Origin of the sequence: Micromonospora echinofusca (assembly GCF_017614955.1) — a bacterium.
Lineage (GTDB): Bacteria > Actinomycetota > Actinomycetes > Mycobacteriales > Micromonosporaceae > Micromonospora > Micromonospora echinofusca_A.
Window position 1 is genome coordinate 1 of the sequence record NZ_WVUH01000424.1, and the last position, 5314, is coordinate 5314.

A 5314-nucleotide genomic window follows, 5' to 3' on the forward strand; every position below is an offset into this window, starting at 1 on the left:
TCCCGGCACCGGGCACCCCCGGTGCTGCCGGTACCCCGGACCGCCGCCCCGACCAGCAGCCGTACCGGCCCCCGGGCCGGGAGGCCGCCTGGCACGGTTCGCCGGCGGAGGGGCGGCCCGATTCGTTCGGCCGACCGCCCGTCCCGGCCGGACCGGACCCCTGGTTCAGCGCCGCACCGACATCCGGAGCACCGGTGTCGGGGGTACCGGTCTCCGGTGCGCCGGTGTCGGGGGTACCGGTCTCCGGTGCGCCGGTGTCGGGTGCACCGGTGTCGGGAGCGCCGGTGGCCGCGAGCGCAGGCCCGGTCAGCGCACCACCGGCCGTCACGCCACCGGCCGACACGCCGCCGCTCGACGTACCGCTGTCCGACGCCCGGCCGACGGGGGCCGGCGCGCCCACCGGCAGCTCCGACAGCACGGCCGAGGCCACCGAAGCCGCGCCCGTGCCCGACCTGGACCTGCCGGTGGCCGGCGCCCCGGCCGACGTCGACCGGCCGATCGCCGGTACCCCGGTCACGCTGGACCAGGTGCCGGACGAGACGCCGACCGTCGGTGACGTCGACATCGCCGACGAGCCGGTCGACGTCGATCTGCCGGTGATCGGCACTCCGATCGGTGCCCTGCGGGGCGGGCTCGTGGTACCGGAGTTCCGCTGGTCAGCCGTAGCGGCCACCGAGCTTCCCGACCCGGCGCCACCGGCCGCTGACGCCGCTGTCCCGGTCCCGCCTTCCGCTGACCTTCCCGTCCCGGTCTCGCCGGCCGCAGCGCAGGCCGGCGAGTCGCCGCTGACGCACCCCAGGGACACCGGAGACGCCCCGGACCCGGCGCCGGCGACGACGGAGGACCACCCCGACGACGCTGCCGCACCCGGAGAGCAGCCGCCGGACCAGAGCGGCGACGGTACCCCCGAAGAGGCCCCGCTCCCCGCCACCAGCGGACCGGAACCCGCCGTACCCGTGGCGTCGACGCTGCCGACGACGGACCCGGAGCAGACCCTCACGGCGTACCGCTGGCGACTGGACCCGGAGACGCTGCGCGAGCTGCCCGACCAGCCGGACACGCTGCGGACCGTGCGGGAACAACTGGGCGCGAAACTCGGCACGGCCCTCGACGACCGCGCCCGTGCCCGGCTGCTCAGCCTCCGGGCGGTGGTCTCCCGGGTCCTCGGCGACCTGGACCAGGCCCTGGCCGACGGCACGCTGGCGCTGGCCCATGCCGAGGCGACCGGTGAGCTGCGCCGGATCGCCATCGTCAAGGCCCGGCTGGCCCACGTGCACCAGTGGCGGGGTGAGTTCGACGAGGCGGACCGGCTCTACCTGGAGGCCAACTCGTCCGAGTTGCCGGACCGGCTCCGCGCCACCATGCACGAGCACGCCGGCCGGTGCTGCCTGGAGCAGGGCCGCTACATCGAGGCGTGCCACCACTTCGAACGGGCCCTCGACCTGCGTACCGTCATCGACGCCGACCTGGTGGCTCGGACCGAACTCGCGCTCGACGCGGTGTTCGACCGGGTCGCCGCGAAGGGCTGGGGGCCGTACCCGCGCACCCCGGAGGAGATCCGGTACGCGCACCGGCCACCGGTGCCCAGCTTCGACGAGGACACCCGCCGCTGGGGGTACGCCGACGTCCACGGTGAGCTGACCATCCCCGCCGAGTACGCCGAGGCCCAGCCGTTCCGGGACGGGGTGGCCTGGGTACGGCGGCCCGAGGTGGACGCGTGGACGCTGATCGACGAGACCGGGGCGTGCCTGGTCGGGGCCACCGCCGGGTACCGGGGCGTCGGGTCCTTTTCCGACGGGATCGCCTGGGTGTCGCGCAACGGGGCCGGTGACTGGCTGGCGATCGACCCGTCGGGGACGGTGCTGATCCCGGCCGGCTTCGACGACGTGCGCCCGTTCCGGCGGGGCGTGGCCGCCGTCCGGCGGGGTGGTTGGGGTGCGGTCGACCGGACCGGGCAGGTGGTGGTGCCCACGTCGTACTCGGGGTTCACCACGGCGCTGACCGACGGCCGGTACGTCGACGGCTTCACCGACGAGGGACTGGCCGTGGTGGACGTCAACGGCCGCAAGGGGGTCGTCGACCGGACCGGCCGGGTGGTCGTCCCCCCGACCCATCCGGCACTGGTCATCCACCCCGTGGCGTTCCTGGTCGGGGACAGCGGGCAGTGGGGTGCGCTGGACCGGCACGGCCGCCGGCTGATCGACTCGGTACACCGCAGCCGGCTGGACGTGCTGGCGGAGATCGACCGGCTGCTCGCCGACACCACGCCCGTGCTCTAGGCCACAACCGTCCGGGCCACAGTTGTTAAGAAGGGGCCCTTCCTCTACCAAATGCGTTAATAGGGGGCCCTTCCTCACCCGTTAGGGTCGGGGTATGGAATTCCGTCATCTGGGCCGCTCCGGCCTCATGATCAGCGAGATCTCGTACGGCAACTGGATCACCCACGGCTCGCAGGTCGAGGAGGACGCGGCGCTCGCCTGTGTCCGGGCCGCCCTGGAGACCGGCATCACGACCTTCGACACCGCCGACGTCTACGCCGGCACCCGGGCCGAGGAGGTGCTCGGCCGGGCCCTGCGCGACGAGCGCCGCGAGGGCCTGGAGATCTTCACGAAGGTGTACTGGCCGACCGGTCCGGGTCGCAACGACCGGGGCCTGTCCCGCAAGCACATCATGGAGTCGATCAACGGCTCGCTGCGCCGCCTCCAGACCGACTACGTCGACCTGTACCAGGCGCACCGGTTCGACCACAGCACGCCGCTGGAAGAGACGATGGAGGCCTTCGCCGACGTCGTGCACTCCGGCAAGGCGCTCTACATCGGAGTGTCGGAGTGGACGGCGGCCGAACTTCGCGCCGCCCACGGGCTGGCCCGTGAGCTGCGGATCCCGCTCATCTCCAACCAGCCGCAGTACTCGATGCTCTGGCGGGTGATCGAGGCCGAGGTGGTACCCACCAGCGAGGAGCTGGGCGTCGGCCAGATCGTCTGGTCGCCGATGGCGCAGGGCGTCCTCTCCGGCAAGTACCTGCCCGGCCAGCCGCCGCCGGCCGGTTCCCGGGCCACCGACGAGAAGTCCGGGGCGCAGTTCATCGCGAAGTTCCTCACCGACGACGTGCTGACCCGGGTACAGCAGCTCAAGCCGCTCGCCGAGCAGGCCGGGCTGACCATGGCCCAGCTCTCCATCGCCTGGGTGCTGCAGAACCCGAACGTGTCCTCGGCGATCGTCGGCGCGTCCCGCCCCGAGCAGGTGCACGACAACGTCAAGGCCGCCGGGGTGAAACTGGACAGCGACCTGCTCAAGGCGATCGACGAGATCCTCGACCCGATCGTCGAGCGGGATCCGGCGCAGACGGTCAGCCCGCCGCGTCGGCCGTAGGTCCGCACCCGGTCGCAGCCGGCCCGTCCGGTCGGCTGCGACCGGGGCGAGCGGCTGCGACCGGTTGCGGCCGGGCAAGCGGCTGCGACCGGGTCCGGCCGGTTGCGGCCGGGTCAGCCCTGCCAGAAGCGGATCAGCTCCAGCCCGTAGGCGTAGAACGGGGCCGGCAGGCCGAGCAGGTCCGCCAGGGCGAAGACCGCGTCGAAGAACCAGCCGCCGACGCGCGGGTTCCACAGCAGGCCGAAGAGGAGCAGGAACCCGAAGGGCGCCATCAGGTCGTAGCCGCGCTGCCACTGCGGCGACAGCCAGGGCTGGATCATGTTGCCGCCGTCCAGCCCGGGGACCGGCAGCAAATTGAGCAGGCTCGCGGTGAGCTGGAGGAAGGCCAGCAGCGCCACCCCGGCCCAGAACTCCGGGTACGCGTCGTCCGCGCCGAGCCGTAACGCCACCACCAGCACCACGGTGAACAGCACGTTCGTCGCCGGACCAGCCAGGCTGACCAGGGTGTGCCGCAGCCGACCGGGGATCCGGTGCCGGTCCACCCAGACCGCCCCGCCGGGCAGTCCGATGCCACCCAGCAGCACCACGACCACCGGCAACGCGATGGAGAGCAGCGGGTGGCTGTACTTCAACGGGTTCAGGGTCAGGTAGCCCCGGTGGGCGACGCTGCGGTCGCCGGCCCGGAAGGCGACCAGGGCGTGCGCGTACTCGTGCAGGCAGAGCGAGACCAGCCAGCCGGAGACGACGAACCCGAACACGTCCAGCCGGACGTTGCCGACCCGGTGCCAGGTGAGCGCCCCGGTGGTGACGAAGAGGGCCACCAGGGCCAGGAAGACCGGGCTGGGCCGGAACGCCGCCCGGGGCACGCCGAGCAGCAGCGGCTCGCCGTACCCCGGACGGTCGTTCGGCATCGTGGTCACTCAGCCGTGGGCAGCAGGCTCATCTGGTATTCGACCCGGTCGTCCTCGACGAGTGTGACCGACGTGATCCCCGACGCCGTGAGCTGCCGCCAGGTCTGACCGATCCACGACTCGGCATCCGCCTGGCTGCCGAACGTCTCGGCCGGTCCGCTGACCGCACCGCCGTCCGCGCCCTCGTACCGCCAGCTCCACGCCATGCCGTCTCCCCTCGTCGATGCGCCCGTGCGTCAACCGGTGCAAGCCTAGTCGGCCGTACCCGCCCGCCGCCTGCTCCACATCCCCCGTCCCGGCTGCCCGGGCGGCCCCCGGTCCCGCCGATCCGGGTCCCACCTGCCAGTCCGGTACGCCGCCGGTGGCTCTAAGGTTTGAACATGTCCGTTGACGGGTGGAACACGGTCCTGGTGGTGGGCGGCATCCGGTCCGGCAAGTCGGAGTTCGCCGAATCGCTGGTCGCCGACGCGACGGCGGTCCGGTACGTCGCCACCTCGGCCGATGCCGGCCCGGACGACCCGGAATGGGCGGCCCGGATCGACCGGCACCGGGCGCGGCGTCCGGGTGGCTGGACCACCGAGGAGACCGCCGCCGACCCGTCCCGGCTGGCCCGGGTGATCGCCGAGGCCCGACCGGACGAGACGCTGCTCGTCGACGACCTCGGCGGCTGGGTGACCGTGCTGCTGGACCCGGCCCACCAGCCCGCCGACGACCTCGCCACCATCGCCGAGCTGGCCAGCGCGGTCCGCGACTGCACCGCCCGGCTGGTGCTGGTCAGCCCCGAGGTGGGGCTGACCCTGGTGCCGACCACGCCGCTGGGCCGGGCCTTCACCGACGCGCTCGGCGCCACCAACCGGGCCGTCGCCGACGCCTGTGACGCGGTGGCGCTGGTGGTCGCCGGCCAGCCCGCCTGGCTGAAGCCGGGCGCCCCGCTGCGCGCGGTGAGCGTCCCCAGCCAGGCCGAACCGAGTGCGGCGGAGGGCGTACCGGCCACCGGCACCGCGCCGGCCCGGTCCCCCGAGGTGCTCAAC

General features: G+C 73.5%; 5 protein-coding genes. 3 read left to right on the plus strand and 2 right to left on the minus strand.

Annotated features, from left to right (window positions below):
- Positions 1-284 precede the first annotated feature (284 nt).
- Both GSF22_RS35885 and GSF22_RS30075 read left to right on the plus strand, forming a co-directional pair.
- Complete coding sequence (locus GSF22_RS35885; protein WP_307804453.1) at positions 285-2279, plus strand: WG repeat-containing protein; 1995 nt, start codon at positions 285-287, stop codon at positions 2277-2279.
- A gap of 94 nt (positions 2280-2373) precedes the next feature.
- Positions 2374-3372 (plus strand): aldo/keto reductase family protein, encoded by a 999-nt coding sequence (locus GSF22_RS30075; RefSeq protein ID WP_208817292.1) that lies wholly within the window; start codon positions 2374-2376, stop codon positions 3370-3372.
- 113 nt (positions 3373-3485) lie between these two features.
- On the opposite strand, the gene GSF22_RS30080 is transcribed toward GSF22_RS30075, so the two are convergent.
- Positions 3486-4283, minus strand: coding sequence for a site-2 protease family protein (locus tag GSF22_RS30080; protein WP_208817293.1), 798 nt, complete (start codon positions 4281-4283; stop codon positions 3486-3488).
- 5 nt (positions 4284-4288) lie between these two features.
- Entirely contained in the window at positions 4289-4489 is a 201-nt protein-coding gene (locus GSF22_RS30085) for a hypothetical protein (RefSeq protein ID WP_208817294.1), read from the minus strand.
- 174 nt (positions 4490-4663) lie between these two features.
- On the opposite strand from GSF22_RS30085, the gene GSF22_RS30090 reads away from it, so the two are divergent.
- Positions 4664-5314 (plus strand): bifunctional adenosylcobinamide kinase/adenosylcobinamide-phosphate guanylyltransferase (locus GSF22_RS30090; RefSeq protein ID WP_208817295.1); only part of this gene is annotated, 651 nt, incomplete at its 3' end.